The organism is Paraburkholderia sp. 32, from assembly GCF_050435345.1.
Classification (GTDB): domain Bacteria; phylum Pseudomonadota; class Gammaproteobacteria; order Burkholderiales; family Burkholderiaceae; genus Paraburkholderia; species Paraburkholderia tuberum.
In genome coordinates this window covers 556,495-577,017 of record NZ_JBNDKD010000001.1, presented here as the reverse complement: position 1 = coordinate 577,017, position 20,523 = coordinate 556,495, and the positions used below count along the sequence as shown (strand labels likewise).

General features: G+C 60.0%; 12 protein-coding genes, 2 tRNA genes and 3 rRNA genes. 15 read left to right on the top strand and 2 right to left on the bottom strand.

The window, feature by feature from the left end:
* Positions 1-171 precede the first annotated feature (171 nt).
* From OKW26_RS02715 to OKW26_RS02690, 6 genes are all read left to right on the top strand, one after another.
* Positions 172-1,704: ribosomal RNA gene (locus OKW26_RS02715) — 16S ribosomal RNA — on the top strand.
* Positions 1,705-1,779: 75 nt separating this feature from the next.
* Positions 1,780-1,856 (top strand) — tRNA-Ile (locus tag OKW26_RS02710).
* Positions 1,857-1,909: 53 nt separating this feature from the next.
* Positions 1,910-1,985: transfer RNA gene (locus OKW26_RS02705), tRNA-Ala, on the top strand.
* A 346-nt stretch (positions 1,986-2,331) separates the two neighbouring features.
* A 23S ribosomal RNA gene (locus tag OKW26_RS02700) occupies positions 2,332-5,213 on the top strand.
* 228 nt (positions 5,214-5,441) lie between these two features.
* Positions 5,442-5,555 (top strand): 5S ribosomal RNA (rrf, locus tag OKW26_RS02695).
* Together the 16S, 23S and 5S rRNA genes with 2 tRNA genes alongside form the textbook arrangement of a ribosomal RNA operon.
* A gap of 201 nt (positions 5,556-5,756) precedes the next feature.
* Positions 5,757-6,800 carry a transporter gene (locus OKW26_RS02690; RefSeq protein WP_429352613.1) on the top strand — a complete coding sequence of 348 codons (1,044 nt, stop codon included), beginning with the start codon at positions 5,757-5,759 and terminating at the stop codon, positions 6,798-6,800.
* 132 nt (positions 6,801-6,932) lie between these two features.
* Here the strand turns inward: OKW26_RS02690 and hmpA are convergent, their stop codons facing one another.
* Positions 6,933-8,114, bottom strand: a complete 1,182-nt coding sequence (hmpA, locus tag OKW26_RS02685; RefSeq protein WP_429352612.1) for an NO-inducible flavohemoprotein — start codon at positions 8,112-8,114, stop codon at positions 6,933-6,935.
* A gap of 138 nt (positions 8,115-8,252) precedes the next feature.
* Here hmpA and norR point away from each other — a divergent pair, with 138 nt between their 5' ends.
* The 8 genes from norR to OKW26_RS02645 all read left to right on the top strand — a co-directional run bounded on the left by norR (position 8,253) and on the right by OKW26_RS02645 (position 18,608).
* On the top strand, positions 8,253-9,848 hold the full coding sequence (gene norR, locus OKW26_RS02680) for a nitric oxide reductase transcriptional regulator NorR (protein ID WP_429352611.1): 1,596 nt from the start codon (positions 8,253-8,255) through the stop codon (positions 9,846-9,848).
* Positions 9,849-10,066: 218 nt separating this feature from the next.
* A complete protein-coding gene (locus OKW26_RS02675; protein WP_429352610.1) occupies positions 10,067-10,909 on the top strand; it encodes an FAS1-like dehydratase domain-containing protein in 843 nt (280 codons plus the stop codon).
* An 18-nt stretch (positions 10,910-10,927) separates the two neighbouring features.
* Positions 10,928-12,091, top strand: a complete 1,164-nt coding sequence (locus OKW26_RS02670; protein WP_429352609.1) for an acyl-CoA dehydrogenase family protein — start codon at positions 10,928-10,930, stop codon at positions 12,089-12,091.
* Between the two features lie 16 nt (positions 12,092-12,107).
* The gene (locus tag OKW26_RS02665; RefSeq protein WP_429352608.1) at positions 12,108-13,286 is read left to right on the top strand and encodes a CaiB/BaiF CoA transferase family protein; all 1,179 of its coding nucleotides are present in this window, start codon (positions 12,108-12,110) and stop codon (positions 13,284-13,286) included.
* Between the two features lie 15 nt (positions 13,287-13,301).
* A complete protein-coding gene (locus OKW26_RS02660; protein WP_429352607.1) occupies positions 13,302-14,690 on the top strand; it encodes an MmgE/PrpD family protein in 1,389 nt (462 codons plus the stop codon).
* Entirely contained in the window at positions 14,687-15,505 is an 819-nt protein-coding gene (locus tag OKW26_RS02655) for an HpcH/HpaI aldolase/citrate lyase family protein (protein WP_429352606.1), read from the top strand. The genes OKW26_RS02660 and OKW26_RS02655 overlap by 4 nt, the downstream gene beginning before the upstream one ends.
* 136 nt (positions 15,506-15,641) lie before the next feature.
* Positions 15,642-17,261 (top strand): glycoside hydrolase family 43 protein, encoded by a 1,620-nt coding sequence (locus OKW26_RS02650; RefSeq protein WP_429352605.1) that lies wholly within the window; start codon positions 15,642-15,644, stop codon positions 17,259-17,261.
* 48 nt (positions 17,262-17,309) lie between these two features.
* Positions 17,310-18,608, top strand: coding sequence for an MFS transporter (locus OKW26_RS02645; RefSeq protein ID WP_429352604.1), 1,299 nt, complete (start codon positions 17,310-17,312; stop codon positions 18,606-18,608).
* 37 nt (positions 18,609-18,645) lie between these two features.
* Here OKW26_RS02645 and OKW26_RS02640 read toward each other — a convergent pair whose 3' ends face one another.
* Complete coding sequence (locus tag OKW26_RS02640) at positions 18,646-18,816, bottom strand: hypothetical protein (protein ID WP_429352603.1); 171 nt, start codon at positions 18,814-18,816, stop codon at positions 18,646-18,648.
* A gap of 222 nt (positions 18,817-19,038) precedes the next feature.
* Between OKW26_RS02640 and OKW26_RS02635 the strand changes: the two genes are divergently transcribed.
* Positions 19,039-20,421: an MFS transporter gene (locus OKW26_RS02635; protein ID WP_429352602.1), complete on the top strand. Its 1,383-nt coding sequence runs from the start codon at positions 19,039-19,041 to the stop codon at positions 20,419-20,421.
* The last annotated feature ends 102 nt before the right edge of the window (positions 20,422-20,523 follow it).

The following is a 20,523-nucleotide window of genomic DNA, read 5'->3' as shown; positions in this document are numbered from 1 at the left end:
GCTTGATGCGGAATGCGGCGGCGGATTCTCCGGAATCTGCTGTCAGGCAGAAGTATCAGAAGCCTCACACAGTATTAGAGGAAGGTTTGTCTGTCGAAAGACGGATCAATCATCGTCAGTACGTTGAGTGAGCGACCGGGTTCGAGAGAACCCGAACACAGTAACAGGTTTGAACTGAAGAGTTTGATCCTGGCTCAGATTGAACGCTGGCGGCATGCCTTACACATGCAAGTCGAACGGCAGCACGGACTCCGGTCTGGTGGCGAGTGGCGAACGGGTGAGTAATACATCGGAACGTGTCCTGGAGTGGGGGATAGCCCGGCGAAAGCCGGATTAATACCGCATACGCTCGGGAGAGGAAAGCGGGGGATCTTTCGGGACCTCGCGCTCAAGGGGCGGCCGATGGCAGATTAGGTAGTTGGTGGGGTAAAGGCCTACCAAGCCGACGATCTGTAGCTGGTCTGAGAGGACGACCAGCCACACTGGGACTGAGACACGGCCCAGACTCCTACGGGAGGCAGCAGTGGGGAATTTTGGACAATGGGCGCAAGCCTGATCCAGCAATGCCGCGTGTGTGAAGAAGGCCTTCGGGTTGTAAAGCACTTTTGTCCGGAAAGAAAACCTCGTGGCTAATATCCGTGAGGGATGACGGTACCGGAAGAATAAGCACCGGCTAACTACGTGCCAGCAGCCGCGGTAATACGTAGGGTGCGAGCGTTAATCGGAATTACTGGGCGTAAAGCGTGCGCAGGCGGTGCTGTAAGACCGATGTGAAATCCCCGGGCTTAACCTGGGAACTGCATTGGTGACTGCAGCGCTGGAGTATGGCAGAGGGGGGTGGAATTCCACGTGTAGCAGTGAAATGCGTAGAGATGTGGAGGAACACCGATGGCGAAGGCAGCCCCCTGGGCCAATACTGACGCTCATGCACGAAAGCGTGGGGAGCAAACAGGATTAGATACCCTGGTAGTCCACGCCCTAAACGATGTCAACTGGTTGTCGGGCCTTCATTGGCTTGGTAACGTAGCTAACGCGTGAAGTTGACCGCCTGGGGAGTACGGTCGCAAGATTAAAACTCAAAGGAATTGACGGGGACCCGCACAAGCGGTGGATGATGTGGATTAATTCGATGCAACGCGAAAAACCTTACCTACCCTTGACATGTATGGAATCCTGCCGAGAGGCGGGAGTGCCCGAAAGGGAGCCATAACACAGGTGCTGCATGGCTGTCGTCAGCTCGTGTCGTGAGATGTTGGGTTAAGTCCCGCAACGAGCGCAACCCTTGTCCCTAGTTGCTACGCAAGAGCACTCCAGGGAGACTGCCGGTGACAAACCGGAGGAAGGTGGGGATGACGTCAAGTCCTCATGGCCCTTATGGGTAGGGCTTCACACGTCATACAATGGTCGGAACAGAGGGTTGCCAAGCCGCGAGGTGGAGCCAATCCCAGAAAACCGATCGTAGTCCGGATCGCACTCTGCAACTCGGGTGCGTGAAGCTGGAATCGCTAGTAATCGCGGATCAGCATGCCGCGGTGAATACGTTCCCGGGTCTTGTACACACCGCCCGTCACACCATGGGAGTGGGTTTTACCAGAAGTGGCTAGTCTAACCGCAAGGAGGACGGTCACCACGGTAGGATTCATGACTGGGGTGAAGTCGTAACAAGGTAGCCGTATCGGAAGGTGCGGCTGGATCACCTCCTTTCCAGAGCTGTGCATTCATTGCACTCAAGTGCTCACGCTTATCGGCTGTGGTTAGAAGAAACGCAGACAGGCTCAGGGGTCTGTAGCTCAGCCGGTTAGAGCACCGTCTTGATAAGGCGGGGGTCGATGGTTCGAATCCATCCAGACCCACCAGTGTCTTGTCTGGTGAGCTGAAGGGCTGGGGCCGCTGGAGTATCTGTGGGACTGGGGGATTAGCTCAGCTGGGAGAGCACCTGCTTTGCAAGCAGGGGGTCGTCGGTTCGATCCCGTCATCCTCCACCAATCCTCAATGCGCAGGGTTCTGCATGAAGGCAGAGCGTTGCGCATTGGCGATTGAGCCAGTCAGAGCGGTATGAGGCACAGGCTTCATACCGGCTGCCGTTCTTTAACAATCAGGAAGAAGTAGTAAAGAGATTCACGAAAGCATACCTGGAGATGGGTGTGTGAGTAGGTGAATCAGGGTTGTGATTGTATCGATGTATTTTAAAGGTGATCGAGAGATCGCTTTGGAATACGGCGCAACACGAATACTCAACCTGTAGCGAGTGCGTCTATCCCCTCCGGGGATGGGACTCACGTAAGCGCTAAAGCGCTAACGTGGGTCGACACAGAGACACACCCGTTATAGGGTCAAGCGAACAAGTGCATGTGGTGGATGCCTTGGCGATCACAGGCGATGAAGGACGCGGTAGCCTGCGAAAAGCTCCGGGGAGCTGGCAAACGAGCATTGATCCGGAGATGTCCGAATGGGGAAACCCACTCCTAATGGAGTATCCGTAGCTGAATCCATAGGCTGCGTGAGGCGAACGCGGTGAACTGAAACATCTAAGTAACCGCAGGAAAAGAAATCAACCGAGATTCCCAGAGTAGTGGCGAGCGAAATGGGATCAGCCGGTACACGTTATCTGTATTGTTAGTCGAACGCTCTGGAAAGTGCGGCCATAGCAGGTGATAGCCCTGTAGACGAAAACAGCATGGAAGAACTGGGTGTACGAGAAGTAGGGCGGGACACGTGAAATCCTGTCTGAAGATGGGGGGACCATCCTCCAAGGCTAAATACTCGTGATCGACCGATAGTGAACCAGTACCGTGAGGGAAAGGCGAAAAGAACCCCGGGAGGGGAGTGAAACAGATCCTGAAACCGCATGCATACAAACAGTCGGAGCCTCTGCGAAGGGGTGACGGCGTACCTTTTGTATAATGGGTCAGCGACTTACATTCAGTGGCGAGCTTAACCGATTAGGGCAGGCGTAGCGAAAGCGAGTCCGAACAGGGCGTCCAGTCGCTGGGTGTAGACCCGAAACCAGGTGATCTATCCATGGCCAGGTTGAAGGCACGGTAACACGTGCTGGAGGACCGAACCCACTAACGTTGAAAAGTTAGGGGATGAGCTGTGGATAGGGGTGAAAGGCTAAACAAACCTGGAAATAGCTGGTTCTCTCCGAAAACTATTTAGGTAGTGCCTCGTGTCTCACCTTCGGGGGTAGAGCACTGTCATGGTTGTGGGGTCCATTGCGGATTACTACGCCATAGCAAACTCCGAATACCGAAGAGTGCAATCACGGGAGACAGACATCGGGTGCTAACGTCCGGTGTCAAGAGGGAAACAACCCAGACCGCCAGCTAAGGTCCCCAAATATGGCTAAGTGGGAAACGAAGTGGGAAGGCTAAAACAGTCAGGAGGTTGGCTTAGAAGCAGCCACCCTTTAAAGAAAGCGTAATAGCTCACTGATCGAGTCGTCCTGCGCGGAAGATGTAACGGGGCTAAGCCATATACCGAAGCTGCGGATGCACAGTAATGTGCATGGTAGGAGAGCGTTCCGTAAGCCTGCGAAGGTGCACTGGAAAGTGTGCTGGAGGTATCGGAAGTGCGAATGCTGACATGAGTAGCGATAAAGGGGGTGAAAGGCCCCCTCGCCGTAAGCCCAAGGTTTCCTACGCAACGTTCATCGGCGTAGGGTGAGTCGGCCCCTAAGGCGAGGCAGAAATGCGTAGCTGATGGGAAGCAGATTAATATTTCTGCACCATTGTGAAATGCGATGGGGGGACGGATCGCGGAAGGTTGTCCGGGTGTTGGAAGTCCCGGTCCTTGCATTGGAGAAGGCGCTTTGGCAAATCCGGGCGCAGAATTCAAGGGTGCGAGGCGAGCCACTTCGGTGGCGAAGCAACTGGAAGGGGTTCCAGGAAAAGCCTCTAAGCTTCAGTTTCACAGTGACCGTACCGCAAACCGACACAGGTGGGCGAGATGAGTATTCTAAGGCGCTTGAGAGAACTCGGGAGAAGGAACTCGGCAAATTGGTACCGTAACTTCGGGATAAGGTACGCCCTCATAGCCTGACTGGCCTGCGCCAGAAGGGTGAAAGGGTTGCAATAAACTGGTGGCTGCGACTGTTTAATAAAAACACAGCACTCTGCAAACACGAAAGTGGACGTATAGGGTGTGACGCCTGCCCGGTGCCGGAAGATTAAATGATGGGGTGCAAGCTCCTGATTGAAGTCCCGGTAAACGGCGGCCGTAACTATAACGGTCCTAAGGTAGCGAAATTCCTTGTCGGGTAAGTTCCGACCTGCACGAATGGCGTAACGATGGCCACACTGTCTCCTCCCGAGACTCAGCGAAGTTGAAGTGTTTGTGATGATGCAATCTCCCCGCGGCTAGACGGAAAGACCCCATGAACCTTTACTGCAGCTTTGCATTGGACTTTGAACCGGTCTGTGTAGGATAGGTGGGAGGCTATGAAGTTGGGACGCCAGTCTCAATGGAGCCGTCCTTGAAATACCACCCTGATCTGTTTGAGGTTCTAACCTTGGCCCGTGATCCGGGTCGGGGACAGTGCATGGTAGGCAGTTTGACTGGGGCGGTCTCCTCCCAAAGTGTAACGGAGGAGTACGAAGGTACGCTAGGTACGGTCGGAAATCGTGCTGATAGTGCAATGGCATAAGCGTGCTTGACTGTGAGACTGACAAGTCGAACAGGTGCGAAAGCAGGTCATAGTGATCCGGTGGTTCTGTATGGAAGGGCCATCGCTCAACGGATAAAAGGTACTCTGGGGATAACAGGCTGATACCGCCCAAGAGTTCATATCGACGGCGGTGTTTGGCACCTCGATGTCGGCTCATCTCATCCTGGGGCTGTAGCCGGTCCCAAGGGTATGGCTGTTCGCCATTTAAAGAGGTACGTGAGCTGGGTTTAAAACGTCGTGAGACAGTTTGGTCCCTATCTGCCGTGGGCGCTGGATATTTGAAGGGGGCTGCTCCTAGTACGAGAGGACCGGAGTGGACGAACCTCTGGTGTACCGGTTGTCACGCCAGTGGCATCGCCGGGTAGCTATGTTCGGAAGAGATAACCGCTGAAAGCATCTAAGCGGGAAACTCGCCTTAAGATGAGATATCCCCGGGGCTTCGAGCCCCTTGAAGGGTCGTTCAAGACCAGGACGTTGATAGGTCAGGTGTGCACGTACAGTAATGTACTGAGCTAACTGATACTAATTGCCCGTAAGGCTTGATCCTATAACAGGTGTGTCTCGACCCGCGGTAGTGCTTCAGCACTTACGCGGGTCCGATCCCCGAAGGGGATTGGTGTGAACTCCCGCGGGAGCTCACAGAAACGCACGGTTGGGATTCAGTGTTGTGCCAGAAACAACACAACCCCCCCACACCCGAATCCTTTACGCTTCTTCCCGATTGGCTGTGGCGCAACCGGTTGACTCCAGCCCTGCGACGCAGCAACCCGTCATGCCTGATGACCATAGCGAGTCGGTCCCACCCCTTCCCATCCCGAACAGGACCGTGAAACGACTCCACGCCGATGATAGTGCGGATTGCCCGTGTGAAAGTAGGTAATCGTCAGGCTCCCCTCCAGTCAGAAACCCCACCCGCCGCGGTGGGGTTTCTGCGTTTACGCGGCCGTCATCGGCAGAGATGACGTTTCGGAGACAATCCAGCCGCCACAATTCGACAATACGACGCCGGAAAGTGCGCGCGTCAACTCTCTTTCAATTGTTCGCGCTATGCTCACGTATTCCTTTCGGAAGCGCTGGCATCGAACGAGCTATGAAATCAGATCTGGCAATGCAAACCTACGGCGCGGATTCGTCGGGTATGGTCTGCGGTTTCCGGTTTTCGCCGACGCTCGCCGGGCGGCCGATCGACGCGGACGAAGTCATCGACTGGTACCGCGAGCGCGAGGACGATGCCGGCACTAGCGCGACGGACGCTGGCGAGTTTCTATGGCTTCACTTCAATCTCGCGCATAGCGCGAGCGAGCGCTGGATGCGGTCACAACTCGATCTGCCCGAAACCTTTTTCGACGCCTTGCGCGAAGGCTCGCATTCGACGCGGATCGAGCATGCGGACGGCGCACTGCGCGCGGTCGTCAACGACGTCATGTTCAACCTCGAATTCATCCCGTCAGAAATCGCGACGCTGTGGATCTACGCACATAAGCGGCTCATCGTGACGGCGCGGCTGAAGCCGCTGCGCTCGGTCGACCGTTTGCGCGCGTCGGTGCGCGAAGGTGAAATATTCAGGTCACCTGCCGAACTGCTAGTTCATCTGATGCGCGACCAGGCCGACCTGCTCGTGCAGATCGTCCGCCGAACCAGTGCCGACGTCGATCGAATCGAGGATCGCTTTCTGTCGCAACGGCCGACGCAAAACCGCCTGGACCTCGGCGCGATGCGTCGCACGCTGACACGCCTGCAACGCATGCTGGCACCCGAACCGGGCGCGATTTTCCGCTTGCTGGCGAGGCCGCCTCGCTGGCTTCATGCGGAAGACGTGCAAGATCTGCGTGAATCGACGGAGGAGTTCTCGGTCGTGATTTCGGACGTAGCGGGATTGATCGAGCGGGTCAGATTGTTGCAGGAAGAAATCACCTCGCGCCTCGAGGAGCAGAACAACCGGACGCTATTTACGCTGACGCTAGTCACGGTGCTGGTGATGCCGATCAATATCGTCGCCGGTTTCTTCGGCATGAACGTCGGCGGCATTCCGCTCGCCGAGAACAAGCATGGCTTCTGGCTGATGGTGGTGCTGGTCGCCGGCTTTACCGGGCTGACGGGCTGGTGGGCGTTTCGCCGCAGGAGGGAGCGCTAGAAGGCGCGGCAGATTTGGCCCGCTTTTTACGAGGCCAAACCCGCCGGCGTGATCGAAGCCCGAACTGCCCGTCTTCGAATACGCTTCGCAGCGATTCAAAGAGGGCAAGTACTCGTCGATTACTCGAGTGCGTTATTCGAGCGCGGCAGCCGGCCCAAAGAACTCATAACGGCTCTGCGATTCCGGCACGCCGCTCGCCTTCAGCCCTTTCTTGATCGCCTTCATGAACGCGACGGGCCCGAGGAAATACACGTCGACATCGCGCGTTTCCGGCAACCACTTTTTCAGATTCGCTTCGTCGACGTAACCGAGCGCGTGCGCTTCGGCATCGCCATCACGGCGCTCCTCGTAGCAATAGAAGCGCTTCAGTTGCGGATGGCGTGCGGCCAATGCATCGATTGCGCCGCGGAATGCATGCACGCCACCATGACGGGCCGCGTGAATGAAATGCACCGTACGATTGTTCTTCAGCGCGGCCTCCAGCATCGCCATCGTCGGCGTAATGCCAACACCGCCGCTGATCAGCACCAACGGCTTGTCGCCAGGTTGCAGCGTAAATTCGCCGGACGGCGCGAACAGATCGAGCGAGTCGTTTTCCTTGATCTGCTCGTGCAGATACTTCGACACGGTGCCATTCGGTTCACGCTTCACGCTGATGCGATATTCGCGGCCATCGCTCATTGCGGACAGCGAATAGTTGCGACGCACTTCTTCGCCGTCGATCACCAGACGCACGCCAATGTACTGACCCGGCTGAAACGCGAGCAATTCGCCGCCGTCATCGGGACGCAGATAGAACGACGTGATCTCGTCGCTTTCACGCATTTTGCGCGCGACGCGGAACAACCGCGTGCCGCGCCAGCCGCCGGGCGCTGCTGCGCTTTCGGCGTAGATCTTCCCTTCGAGGCCGATCAGCAGATCGGCGAGTTGTTGATACGCGGCGGCCCACGCTTCGATCACGGCGTCGGTTGCGACCTCCGCGCCGAGTACTTCGCGAATCGCGCGCAGCAGACACTTGCCGACGATCGGATAGTGCTCAGGCTGCACGTTCAGCGACACGTGCTTGTTGATGATCTGCGCGACTAGCCCGCCCAACTGCTCGAGCTGATCGATATGGCGCGCATACATCAGCACGCCGTTGGCCAACGCGCGCGGTTGCGCGCCGCTTGCCTGATTGGCTTGATTGAACATCGGGCGCACTTCCGGATGCTCGCTGAGCATCAGATTGTAGAAGTGCGTGGTGAGCGCCTCGCCGCCGCTTTCCAGGAGCGGAACGGTTGCTTTGATGATGGCGCGGTGTTCGGCGGATAGCATGTTTTTAAGTCCTGGTGAGAGTCTGGGAGAGCGTCTGTCTATCAGCGAATGTCACAGCCGGTTTCGGCAGACTGCCTCTACTACCCACGATTCGTGCCAGGTATAAAATGCATTTAGATCAACGATCTGGCAATTAAGATGGTTCATTCGACCCTAGTCGAAAAGACTCAATCCGCAGTCGATCTGACTACAGGGGCGGTCCTCGATGTTCTTACCCCGCTGATTCTCGACCTGTCGCGAGAACTGTCCGAGCGCGAGCGTTATCGGCGGCTGCTTAGCGCGCTGCGCTCGCTATTTCCGGGCGACGCGGCCGCTCTGCTACGCCTCGAAGGCGATACGCTGGTGCCGCTCGCCATCGACGGCTTGAGCAGCGATACGCTCGGGCGGCGTTTTCGCGTCGCCGAGCATCCGCGCTTTCAGGAGCTGCTGGCCCAGCCGGGGCCGACGCGCTTCGCCGCCGACTCCGATCTGCCCGATCCCTACGATGGCCTCGTGCAAGGCATGGCGCCCGGGCACCTCGAAGTGCACGACTGTCTGGGGTGCCCGCTGTTCATCCGCGGCGAGCCTTGGGGCTTGCTCACGCTCGACGCACTCGACCCGGCGCGCTTCGACACACTCGACATGGCCTCGCTGCAGGCGTTTCTCGGCCTCGCGGCCGCGACCGTGAGCGTCGTCGAACGCATCGACGCGTTGGCGCGCAATGGCGAGGAGGCGCAGCGCCGCGCGGAAGCGTATCGGCTGGCGAGCAGCGAGAGCCGGCGCGAGCTGATCGGCAGCAGCGACGCGCATCGCCGCATGATCAAGGAGATCGAGGTGGTGGCCGCCAGCGATCTGACCGTGCTCGTCACCGGCGAGACCGGCGTCGGCAAGGAACTTGTCGCCAATGCGATCCACGCGCTGTCGCCGCGCGCGAACAAGCCGCTGATCAGCCTGAACTGCGCGGCGTTGCCCGATACGCTCGTCGAGAGCGAACTGTTCGGGCACGTGCGCGGCGCGTTTTCGGGAGCCTCGGCGGATCGACGCGGCAAGTTCGAACTCGCGGACGGCGGCACCATTTTCCTCGACGAAGTCGGTGAGTTGCCCCTCGCCGTGCAGGCAAAGCTGTTGCGCGTGCTGCAGAACGGCCAGTTGCAGCGCATCGGCTCGGACCACGAACACAGAGTCGACGTGCGGCTCATCGCCGCAACCAATCGCGACCTCGCCGAAGAAGTGCGCGCGGGCCGCTTTCGCGCCGACCTCTATCATCGCCTCAGCGTGTATCCGCTACGCGTGCCGCCGTTGCGCGAGCGTGGCCGCGACGTGCTACTGCTGGCGGGCTTCTTCCTCGAAGACAATCGCTCCCGGCTCGGTTTGCTGAGCCTGCGTCTTGCGGCTGACGCACAGGCCGCATTGCTGCACTACTCATGGCCCGGCAACGTGCGCGAACTGGAGCATCTGATCGGACGTAGTGCGCTGAAAGCGTTGGCGGCCAATCGTGAGCGCCGTCGTATTCTGACGTTGACGGCCGCGGACTTCGCGTTGTCGGACGCACGAGATCATGAAGCCAATCAAATCGCCACGCAGAGCGAGGAAAGCGAGACGAAAGACTTTCGCAGCGCGGTCACCGAGTTCGAACGTAATCTCGTTCTCGAAGCGCTGATCCGCAACAGGCAGAACTGGGCGGCGGTCGCGCGCGAGCTGGGGCTGGACCGGGCGAATCTGAATCGGCTGGCTAAACGGCTCGGGCTCAAATGAGCGAACAGGCGCAGGGGTGCCGTCGCGGCCCGGCACTAAGGTCAAGCCACATCGAATCGCCGATCGCGCCGACAACAGATCGTCAGCGCCGCTCGCTGGGCTCAACGTCTTAACGAAAAACAAAGGCCCGCTTCGGAAAATCGAACTTCGCGGAACGCAGCGCGTCGGTCATAGTGGGCCCTAACGAGGACCAACACACTGAATCTGGAGACTCCGTCATGTCCGCTGCCCCAGAGAAACTCGACGATTGGCTCAACAAGCAGGCGGTGGCCGAAGACGACATCACCGCGTTTCCATTGAAGGCGCTTGCCGCCACGCTCGATCGCGAGGAAAGCGGTAACACCGTGCCGCCGTTGTGGCACTGGCTGTACTTTCTGCCGATCACGCCGCTCTCCGAAGTCGGCCCCGACGGACATCCGAAGCGTGGCGGTTTTCTGCCGCCCGTGCCACTGCCGCGCCGCATGTGGGCTGGCGGCCGGCTCACGTTTCATGCGCCGCTGAAAATCGGCGAGCATGCGCGGCGCACGTCGACGATCGCCAATATCGAGGACAAGACCGGCCGCTCGGGCCGCCTCGTGTTCGTCACCGTGCAACATACGATCGAAGTCGATGGCGAGTTGAAGCTCGAAGAGGAGCACGACATCGTCTATCGCGACGCGCCGCAGGAGGGCGCGCGGCCGCAACAGCCGGCGCCCGCGCCCGAAGACGAAACATGGCGCCGCACGATCGACGCCGATGCCGTGATGCTGTTGCGCTACTCGGCGCTGACTTTCAACGGCCATCGCATTCACTACGACCATCCTTATGTCACGCAGGTCGAAGGCTATCCGGGCCTCGTCGTGCATGGCCCGCTGATCGCGACGCTGCTGGTCGATCTCGTGCGCCGAGAACTGCCGCAAGCGACGCTGCAAAGCTTCGCGTTTCGCGCGCTTCGCCCCACGTTCGCGGACCAGCCGTTCACGGTATGCGGCAAGCCCGCCGCCGACGGCAAGACCATCGACCTGTGGGCGAAAGATCACGAAGGTTATCTGACCATGCGCGCGACCGCCGCGCTCGCCTGAATTCCGCGAGACTCGACTATGCAAACCACGCAACACGATTCGTTCCAGGACATTCGCGAGGCCGTGCGCGATCTGTGTCAGCAGTTTTCCGGCGAGTACTTTCGCAAGATCGACGAGGCGCGCGGCTATCCGGAAGAGTTCGTCGACGCGCTGACGAAGGCCGGCTGGCTCGCCGCGCTGATTCCGCAGGACTTCGGCGGCTCGGGGCTCGGGCTCACGGAAGCGTCGGTGATCATGGAAGAGATCAATCGCGCGGGCGGCAACTCGGGCGCGTGCCACGGGCAGATGTACAACATGGGCACGCTGCTGCGGCACGGTTCGGAAGAACAGAAGCGCAGGTATCTGCCGAAGATCGCGAACGGCGACCTGCGTTTGCAATCGATGGGCGTGACCGAGCCGACCACCGGCACCGATACGACGAAGATCAAGACGACCGCAGAGCGGCGCGGTGACCGTTACGTGATCAACGGTCAGAAGGTGTGGATCTCGCGCGTGCAACACTCGGACCTGATGATTCTGCTCGCACGCACCACTTCGCTCGCGGACGTAAAGAGGAAATCAGAGGGCATGTCGATCTTCATCGTCGATCTGCGCGAGGCGATCGGTCATGGCCTGACCGTGCAGCCGATTCTGAACATGGTCAATCACGAGACCAACGAGCTCTTTTTCGACAACCTCGAAATTCCGGCCGAGAATCTGATCGGCGAGGAAGGGCAAGGCTTCAAATACATTCTCGATGGCCTGAACGCGGAGCGCACGCTGATCGCCGCGGAATGCATCGGCGACGGTTACTGGTTTGTCGATAAAGTCACCGAATACGCGAAGGAGCGCGTCGTGTTCGGCCGGCCGATCGGACAGAACCAGGGCGTGCAGTTTCCGATCGCGCGCTCGTTCATCAACGTCGAGGCAGCGAGCCTGATGCGCTTCGAAGCGGCACGTCGTTTCGACGCACGTCAACCGTGCGGTGCGCAGGCGAATATGGCGAAGCTGCTCGCGGCGGATGCGTCGTGGGAAGCGGCCAATGCGTGCCTGCAATTTCACGGCGGCTTCGGCTTCGCGTGCGAGTACGACGTCGAGCGCAAGTTTCGTGAAACGCGTCTGTATCAAGTCGCGCCGATATCGACCAATCTGATTCTCTCGTACGTGGCCGAGCATATCCTCGGGCTGCCGCGTTCGTTCTGACCCGCTGACGGACATCATGAGACCACTCGACGGTATCAAGGTCATCACGCTCGAACACGCGATTGCCGCGCCGTTCTGCACGCGTCAACTGGCCGATCTCGGGGCGCGCGTGATCAAGATCGAACGGCCCGGCGTCGGCGATTTCGCGCGCGGCTATGACGAACGTGTGCATGGGCTGTCGTCGCACTTCGTGTGGACCAATCGCTCGAAGGAGAGTCTTTCGCTCGACCTGAAGCAGCCCGCGGCGGCCGGGATTCTCGATGCGTTGGTTGCCGATGCCGACGTGCTCGTTCAGAACCTCGCGCCAGGCGCGGCCGAACGGCTTGGCCTTGGCTACGACACATTGAGCCACAAGTATCCGAAGTTGATCGTCTGCGATATTTCCGGCTACGGCGCGGACGGTCCGTATCGCGACAAGAAGGCGTACGACCTGCTGATTCAAAGCGAGTCCGGCTTCCTGTCGATCACCGGTTCGCCCGGCGCGCCAGCGAAAGCGGGCTGTTCGATCGCCGATATCGCGGCGGGCATGTACGCGTATTCGAACATCCTGAGCGCGCTGTTGCAGCGTGGGCGCACAGGGCGCGGTTGCCGCATCGATGTATCGATGCTCGAGAGCATGGTCGAGTGGATGGGTTATCCGCTGTACTACGCGATCGACGGTCAGTCGCAGCCCGCGCTTGCGGGCGCCGCGCATGCAACGATCTATCCTTATGGCCCGTTTCCCGCTGGCGACGGCAAGACGGTCATGCTTGGCCTGCAGAACGAACGCGAATGGAAGCTGTTCTGCGAGCGCGTGCTCGAACAGCCTGAACTGGCAACCGACGAACGCTTTGCATCGAACCCGAAACGCACTGCGGCGCGCGACGCCCTGCGCGAGGTGATCGTCGCGGCGTTCGCGAAGCAGAGCGCGGCGCACGTGATCGATCGACTCGATGAGGCAGGCATCGCGAACGCGCAGATGAATACGCTCGCCGACGTGTGGGCGCATCCGCAACTGAAGGCGCGCGAGCGCTGGCAGGAAGTCGGCACGGCAACGGGGACGATACCCGCATTGCGGCCGCCCGGTCTGCCTTCCGACCTCGAGCCGCGAATGGACCCTGTGCCCACGCTTGGTCAACATACGGAAGCAATTCTGCGTGAGCTTGGCTACGACAATGGGCGTATCGACGCGCTGCGCGCGGCGGGCACGATCTGATTCGGTAACGACCCCATGAACTACCATCCCAGTCTCACGCTTGCCACTTTCTCCGCGCAACTCGACTTCGACCGCATCCCGCACGAGGTCGTCGAGCGTACCGTCAACCTGTACGTCGATTGGCTCGGCTCGGCGCTGGCCGGCAAGGGTGCGCGCCCGGTCGAGACGATCGCGCGGTTCGCACGCGCGGCAGCCGGGGCGACGAACGAGGGCCTCTGCGAGGTGCTGATCGACCGCGGTCGAACCACGCCGTATTTCGCCGCGATGATCAACGGCGCGGCATCGCATTTCGCCGAACAGGACGATGTGCACAATGGCTCGGTGTTTCATCCGGCGACCGTGGTGTTTCCGGTTGCGCTCGCGTTGGCACAGGCAAAGCGAGCGTCGGGGCGCGACTTCATCGCGGCGGCGGTGGCGGGATACGAGGTCGGCATTCGCATCGGCGAATTTCTCGGGCGCTCGCACTACAAGGTGTTTCACACCACGGGCACGGTCGGCACGGTCGCGGCCGCGGCAACGGCAGGACGCTTGCTGGGTTTGTTGCCGTCCCAAATGCTCGATGCGTTCGGCTCGGCGGGCACGCAGGCGAGCGGCCTATGGGAATTTCTGCGCGACGCCGCCGACTCGAAGCAACTGCACACCGCGATGGCCGCCGCGAACGGCCTGATGGCCGCGCAACTCGCCGCCGACGGCTTCAAGGGCGCGACGCACATTCTCGAAGGCACCCAGGGCATGGCCGCCGGCATGTCGAGCGACGCCGATCCGGCGCGCCTCGTCGATCGGCTTGGCAGCCGCTGGGCGACCGCGGAGACGTCGTTCAAGTATCACGCGGCGTGCCGCCATACGCATCCGGCCGCCGATGCGCTGCTCGCCGTCGTGCAGACGCATCGTTTCGCGCCGCGCGACATCGCGAAGGTCGTCGCGCACGTGCATCAAGGCGCGATCGATGTGCTCGGTCCCGTGGTCGCGCCGCGCAGCGTACATCAGGCGAAGTTCAACATGGGCACAGTGCTCGGGCTGGTCGCGCATCACGGCTATGCCGGCGTGACGGAATTCGAGCAGGGTTTCGACGCGAGCGAGATCGCCGCGTTTCGCGACAAGGTCACAATGGCGCTCGACGCTGAAGTCGACGCCGCCTATCCCGCACGCTGGATCGGCAAGGTCACGGTGACGACGACCGACGGCCGCGTGTTCGATGGGCGTGTCGATGAGCCGAAGGGCGATCCGGGCAATACCTTGTCGCGCGACGAGATTGCGACGAAGCTGCATCGGCTGGCGGCGTTTTCGGGTGCGGCTAGCGAAGAGGAGGCGGCGCAACTGCTTCGCCGCGCATGGCATATTGCCGAAGAGAAGCAGATTGGCTCGGTATTCGATGCAACTTCGCGCACGATGGTGGCGGCATGAGCGCGTTGCCCCGGTCGTATCTGTTCGTGCCTGGGAATCGGCCTGAGCGGTTTGACAAGGCCTATGCGGCCGGCGCGGATGCGGTGATTCTCGATCTGGAAGACGCGGTGCAGCCGGATCAGAAGGTGCCGGCGCGTGCGGCGGTTGTGGCCGCGGTGTCGGCTAACGCATCGCGGGCCGCCTGGGTGCGTATCAATGGCTCGGATACGCCATGGTTTCCAGATGACGTTGCGGCGCTCGTTGGGCAGACCGGCGTGGCCGGAATCGTGCTGCCGAAGGCTCAGACGCGCGAACAGATCGGCGCGGTGCTGGCCAACGCGCATCCGGCGTTGAGCGTGCTGCCGATTGTCGAGACTGCGCGCGGGTTCGCGAATCTTGCGGAGTTATGCAGCGCGCCGCGCGTGCTGCGTATCGTCTTCGGTACGCTGGATTTTCAGATCGATCTCGGCATCGATGGGGATGGCGAGGAGTTGCATCTGTTTCGCTCGCAGATCGTGCTTGCGTCGAGGCTGGCTGGCATTGGTGCGCCGGTGGATGGCGTGTCGACGACCATTACCGATGCTGACGCGGTGCAAGCTGATGCGCGGCGCGGCCGGCGGTTCGGTTTCGGCGGCAAGCTTTGCATTCATCCGAAGCAGATCGAGCCGGTGCATCGCGCGTATGCATGGAGTGAGGCCGAGGTGGAGTGGGCGCAACGGGTGCTTGCGGCTGTCGAGGCGAGCCATGGCGCCGCGGTTGCCGTGGATGGGAGGATGGTCGATATGCCGGTGATTCTGCGGGCGCGGAGGGTTGCGGGCGATTCCGAAAGCTTCTGACAATGCCGTTTTCCGTCGCCCCTTGTCGAGGGAGCGAGCGCGCTCAGGGCATCCGGTTGAGCATCTGCCGGTCTTCTCGCAACGTTGTCGATAAAGAAGATTTGTTCCTCTCAGCACGTCAAAAAATACCCTCCCGATGAGTACTATTCAAAATCCAGTTCTGCGCGGCTTCAACCCGGATCCTTGCGTGTGCCGTGGCAAAGATGCGTGGTATATCGCGGTTTCAACGTTTGAATGGTATCCGGGCGTTCTCATTTACGAATCAAAAGATTTCGTCAACTGGGAACTCAAGGCCACGCCTCTCGACAGACTATCGCAATTGAACCTGATCGGAGAGCAGCCGTCCGGAGGCATATGGGCGCCAGCCCTCTCCTATCACGACGGTCTTTATTGGCTCGTCTATACCGACACCAAGGCATGGAAAGGCGAGCAGAAGATCTCCCCGCTTCGTGACATGCACAACTACCTCGTCACCGCCCCGGACATCACCGGACCCTGGTCGGAGCCCGTGCATCTCGTGTCCGGTGGATACGATCCATCCCTGTTCCACGACGAATCTGGCAAAAAGTGGCTCGCCTATATCCGGCGCGATTTCAGAGGTATCTACGAAGACCTGTTCGTCGGAATCGTTCTGCGGGAATACTCGGTGCAGGAGGAAAAGCTGATCGGCGAAGAGCACGTCATCTATAAAGGCGCCAACCTGAAGACCGATTACTTCATGAAATGTCAGATCTACGAGGCTCCGCATTTGCTGAAGAAGGGAGACTGGTACTACCTGATCACAGCGGAGGGGGGCACAGGCTATACACATGCAACGTGTGTATCCAGGTCCCGCGACATTTTCGGTCCATACGAGCTTCATCCTGATACGCCGATGCTCACGTCGCGCGACGCGAATGGACGGATTCAGCGGACCGGCCACGGCAACCTGGTCGAGGGTCCGAACGGCCAGTGGTACATGACGTACCTCGGATCGAGACCAATCGATGCGCACACGAAGCGCTCGCCGCTAGGCCGTGAAACCTGTGTCGCACCTATCGAATGGCATGCCGACTGGCCCCGCCTCGCCAGTGGCGGAGTGGTTCCCGCCGAATCTTTCGCGATCGGCTCGGATATCGAGCAAAGGCTCGACAGCAGTTGGACGATCGATTTCGGACAACATGCCGCGCTGCCCCTGGAACTGCAGAGTCTGCGCATCCCCATCGGCGACGACTGGTGCAATCTTCACGAACGTCCGGGCTATCTGCGGATAAGGGGGCAAGAGTCGCCGACTTCGCGGTTCCATCAAAGCTTGTTGGCCTGTCGCATCCGTGACTGGCAGTTCGAAGTCGAAACCGCGCTGGAATTTTCACCGAAGTCATATCTGCACATGGCTGGGCTCATGGCGCGTTACGACGAGAACACCTTCTACTATCTGTTCGTCACGCGCGACGACGACGGCACAAAAATCCTGTCCTACATGGAAATGGATGCCGGCAGCTTCGCCTACAGCAATCGACTGGCGACGCTGCCCGAGGCCACCGGGATCGACCTGCGGATTCGCGTCGTGGACGCGAAACTGCGCTTCTTCTATCGCTTGACGCACGGTGACTGGAATGACCTTGAACTGGAAAAGGATTTCACGAAACTCAGCGATGAATATGCAACCCCCATCGGCTTCACGGGGGCATTCGCGGGTATCACCGTCAACGACATGCTTGGCTTTCGCGAGCCTGCCGATTTCAAGTCGTTCTCGTACCGCCAACTGATCGGCTAAAGCTCGGATTTCGTGTCATCGCTGTCATTTAATAATAAGGAAGATCTCATGCGCTTTCGTTGGAGACATCGCTACCTCGTGCTGCTTATTTTGTTCGCAATCTATCTGCTCTGTTACATGGACAGAATGATCATGGCAGCGGCTATTCCATTCATTGCGTCCGAGTTTCATCTGTCCGCGATGGAAATGGGTGGAATCCTGAGCGCGTTCTTCTTTAGCTACGCGCTATGTCAGATCCCGGCTGGCCTGCTTGCAGACAGATTCGGTCCGCGGCTGATGACGACGATCGGCATCACCTGGTGGACGATTTTCACCGCGCTTACCGGACTGTGCAATTCGCTCGGCTTGATGCTGGTGGTGCGGGTCGCGTTCGGCATCGGCGAAGCGCTCTTTCCTCCCGCCGCGTTCAAGGCACTGTCGGCGTGGTTCCCAAAGCGCGAAGTGGGACGGGCAACCGGGCTCATGATGACCACTAATGCGCTGGGACCCGCATTGGCGCCGCTGTTCGTGGCGGCCGTGATGGCCGCGTGGGGATGGCGCGCGATTTTCACGAGTCTGTTCATACCCGGTGTCGCGATGGCCGTATTCGGCTGGATCTATATCAGAAACAGCCCGAAAGACAGCAAGCACGTTTCGAAGATCGAATTGGAGGAAATCGGTACCAGCGAAAAGTCTTTGTCTGACTCTGCCGGCAAAGCGGATTTTGCTGGTTTGGTGAAAACGCCGCTGGTCTGGTGGTGCTTCGTCACCTTGTTCGTTTTCAGCATCGCCTCGTGGGGCATCATGAGCTGGTTCCCGACGTATCTGCTGAAAGCGCGCGGCCTTTCGACGGCCAGAATGGGCATTATGGCGTCGGTGCCATTTCTCGTCGGCACGATTGCCTATTGCATCACGGGCTTTCTTTCCGACAAGTTCTTCCGCAATCGTCGCGAATTGCTTGTCGTCCTCGGCTGCGTCGTGGCCGCCATCTTTGCCTATCTGACGGCCCATGCGGAGACCGTGGAAACGGCGGTGTTCTTTCAGACGATCGGCTACTTCTTCTCAACCATGGCCGGCTGTTCGCTGTACACCATCCCGAACGTCGCGCTGCCGAACAAGGTCGTCGGGTCGGCAATCGGTTTTGTCAATGCGGCGGGTCAGCTGGCAGGATTTCTTTCCCCGCTGATCGTCGGTTACATCCTGACCAGGACGAATGACGACTTCAATGTCGTATTCCACCTCTTCGTCGGCTGCTTCTTGTTGGCTTCGGTTTCCGCCTGGTTCATCAATACGAGGACGGACCTCAGCGACTCTGTCACGCGGAGCGCCGGCGCAGAAGTGCCCGTGCAGAACCGGACAGCGGGATAAACGGCGCGACGGGGCTTGAGCCGGCGATAATTCCGGCTCAGTCACCGGCTTTGGGCAACGACTCGATCAGTTCATGGATGCGCATCCTGAACTCGAAATCGAGTTCATCGCGCGCGACCATTTCGACGATCTCGTTCTCGAGGGCTTTGACCTCGCGCTGCGGTTCGGCGCTGCCGCCTTTCGGGTATGCAAATCGCTTTTTTGCCATTCCCTTAATCAAACCGGAACACTCACCTCCAAAAAGCCCAATTCCCAGCCCACGTCACCTGTCGCACTCTTGAAGCCAACGGCCCTGCACGATCCGACAACGGCCGTTCAGCGCTCTGCCCCGAGCCGCCGCATCGAACGAAGGCGGTCGCGCAGAACTGTTCCGCGCTCGCGCCTCTCGCCTCTCGCCCGCGCGCAAGCCTAAAAAGACAGGAGACACAATTTGCCAGCCCTCATCAACTCCGGCGCACGCCTCGACCGCCTGCCGATCACCCGCTTCCACTGGAACATCCTCGGCCTGATCGGCGCGGGTGCTTTCCTCGACGCCTTCGACATCTATCTCGCCAACGGCGTGCTCGCGGCGATGGTCAAAACCGGCTTCACCGATCTCCGCCTCGGCTCGTTCTTCATCTCCGCGACCTTCATGGGCATGATGATCGGCGCGGGGCTGGCAGGCTATCTCGGCGACCGCTTCGGTCGACGCTATTCGTATCAGGCCAATCTCGCGATCTTCGGCATCGCATCGCTCGCCGCCTGCTTCGCGCCGAACATCTACTGGCTGATCCTGCTGCGCTTCGTCATGGGCATTGGCCTTGGCGCCGAACTCGTGGTCGCGGCCGGCACGCTGTGTGAGTTCGTGCCACCCGCCACACGCGGCCGCTGGACCGCTCTGCTCGCGCTGATCGTCAACTCCGGTCTGCTCGGCGCGACCGCAGTCGGCTATTGGGTAATTCCACATCTCGGCTGGCGCTACATGTTCGCGATCGCGGGGGTTGGCGCGATGGTCGTGTGGTTCCTGCGGCATCGGATGCCGGAGTCGCCGCGCTGGCTCGAAACGGTCGGCCGGCTCGAAGAGGCGGAGGCCACCGTCTCGGCAATCGAGCGACGGGTCGAGGCGCGTGTCGGCAAGCTGCCGCCGGTTTCGCGCGTGGTCAGTCACGAGGTGCCGGCCGCGCCGTTCTCGGCGCTGTTCGCGCGCGGCATGATCGGCCGCACGCTGGTCGCCGCGCTGACCTGCATGGCGATCAACATGTCGCTGTACGGTTTCGTCGCGTGGCTGCCGACGTTCTTCGTCAAGGAAGGCCTGACCATCGTGCAGTCGCTCGGCTTCGTGCTGCTGATGTCGTTCGGTGCGCCGGCCGGCGCTGTCGTCGCTTATCTCGTGACGGACCGCCTGGGGCGACGCAACGGCATCGTGCTGTTCTCGCTTGCAACGATCGTGCTCGGCTTCGTCTACGTGCAGATGCGCGCGCCAGTGCCGATCGCGGTCGTCGGTTTCGCGCTCGTCACGACGATCTACACGGTCTGCACGCTCGGCCTGTTCGGCTATATCCCCGAGCTGTTTCCGACCGCGCATCGCTTGCGCGGCACCGGCGTGGCCGGCACGTGCGGCCGCGCGGCGTCGATGTCGACACCCTACGTCGCGCTGCTGCTCTACACGGAGTTCGGCGTGACGGGTGTGCTGACGATGGTCGGTGGCGTGCTGTTGTTGCTGAGTATCGCGATTCTCGCGCTGCGCATCGAAACGAGTCAGCAGACGCTCGAAGAGATTTCGCCCGATGCCGAGCTGATACCGCAAGCGGAGATGATGCGAGAGTCGGCTTAAGCCGTGCGCGCATCAAGGTGATCTGTCGATTCGGATCTTTCCCCGGCTAAATTTTCACTTCACCCGGTTAAGATGAAAGTTTGCTTTGCGCATGCTTCGCTA

Coding starts and splice junctions, on each gene's coding strand:
- OKW26_RS02690 (WP_429352613.1), top strand. CDS start 5,757: ATGAAATCAGATCTGGCAATGCAAACCTACGGCGCGGATTCGTCGGGT.
- hmpA (WP_429352612.1), bottom strand. CDS start 8,114: ATGCTATCCGCCGAACACCGCGCCATCATCAAAGCAACCGTTCCGCTC.
- norR (WP_429352611.1), top strand. CDS start 8,253: ATGGTTCATTCGACCCTAGTCGAAAAGACTCAATCCGCAGTCGATCTG.
- OKW26_RS02675 (WP_429352610.1), top strand. CDS start 10,067: ATGTCCGCTGCCCCAGAGAAACTCGACGATTGGCTCAACAAGCAGGCG.
- OKW26_RS02670 (WP_429352609.1), top strand. CDS start 10,928: ATGCAAACCACGCAACACGATTCGTTCCAGGACATTCGCGAGGCCGTG.
- OKW26_RS02665 (WP_429352608.1), top strand. CDS start 12,108: ATGAGACCACTCGACGGTATCAAGGTCATCACGCTCGAACACGCGATT.
- OKW26_RS02660 (WP_429352607.1), top strand. CDS start 13,302: ATGAACTACCATCCCAGTCTCACGCTTGCCACTTTCTCCGCGCAACTC.
- OKW26_RS02655 (WP_429352606.1), top strand. CDS start 14,687: ATGAGCGCGTTGCCCCGGTCGTATCTGTTCGTGCCTGGGAATCGGCCT.
- OKW26_RS02650 (WP_429352605.1), top strand. CDS start 15,642: ATGAGTACTATTCAAAATCCAGTTCTGCGCGGCTTCAACCCGGATCCT.
- OKW26_RS02645 (WP_429352604.1), top strand. CDS start 17,310: ATGCGCTTTCGTTGGAGACATCGCTACCTCGTGCTGCTTATTTTGTTC.
- OKW26_RS02640 (WP_429352603.1), bottom strand. CDS start 18,816: ATGGCAAAAAAGCGATTTGCATACCCGAAAGGCGGCAGCGCCGAACCG.